The sequence below is a fragment of the Streptomyces muensis genome, from assembly GCF_021474425.1.
GTDB classification, from domain to species: Bacteria; Actinomycetota; Actinomycetes; order Streptomycetales; family Streptomycetaceae; genus Streptomyces; species Streptomyces muensis.
Genome location: NZ_JAKEIP010000604.1, coordinates 1 through 923, shown reverse-complemented (window position 1 = coordinate 923; position 923 = coordinate 1). Strand labels below are relative to the sequence as shown.

General features: G+C 66.1%; 1 protein-coding gene. It reads left to right on the top strand.

Going from position 1 to position 923, the window contains the following annotated elements:
- Positions 1-49 precede the first annotated feature (49 nt).
- On the top strand, positions 50-910 hold the full coding sequence (locus tag L0P92_RS44665) for an IS5 family transposase (protein WP_234768843.1): 861 nt from the start codon (positions 50-52) through the stop codon (positions 908-910).
- The last annotated feature ends 13 nt before the right edge of the window (positions 911-923 follow it).

Below are 923 nucleotides of genomic sequence, written 5' to 3'. Positions count from 1 at the left end.
ACTAGGGTCCGTCTTCAAAGATCATCGGCTAGTGGATCATGGTGGAGTGATACGTCGTCATGAACTCACCGATCAGGAGTGGGAGTTACTCGCTCCGTTGATACCGCGGGCCGTCACAGGCCGGCCCCGTGTGGAGGACCGGCGGGTCATCAACGCGATGGTCTACAAGATCCGGACCGGGATCTCGTGGCGCGACCTGCCGGAACGATACGGACCGTGGAAGACGGTCTACACCCGCTTCCGCCGCTACGCCCTGGACGGCGTGTTCACCCGAGCACTGCAGACCATCCAGGCCCACGCGGACGCGACCGGCGACATCGACTGGCTCGTCCAGATCGACTCCACCATCGTCCGCGCCCACCAGCACGCCGCCGCCACCGGCCGAAAAGGGGGGCGGCACCAACCGGACGAACCGGACGATCACGCCCTCGTCCGATGCCGAGGCGGACTGACCACCAAGGTCCACCTCGCATGCGACGGGAAAGGCCGCCCGCTCGCGGTCCTGCTGACACCCGGCCAACGCCACGACAATGTCTGTGCACGCCCGCTACTCGAACGGATCCGCGTTCCCCGCAACGGCCTGGGCCGGCCTCGCTGCAGGCCCGACCAGGTCATCGCAGACAAGGCCTACAGCTCCCGCGGCTTCCGCGCATACCTGAGGAAGCGCGGCATCGCGCACACCATCCCCGAGAAGACCGACCAGCGCCGGCACCGGCTGAGGCGCGGTTGCCGCGGCGGCCGACCACCAGGATTCGACCGGGACACATACCGCCAACGCAACGTGATCGAGCGCTGTTTCAACCGGCTCAAGAGCTTTCGCGGCATCGCCACCAGATACGAGAAGACCGCCACCTCCTACGAAGCAGCGGTCACCCTCGCATCGTTCCTGCTCTGGGCAAGATCCGTTTGAAGACGGACCCTAG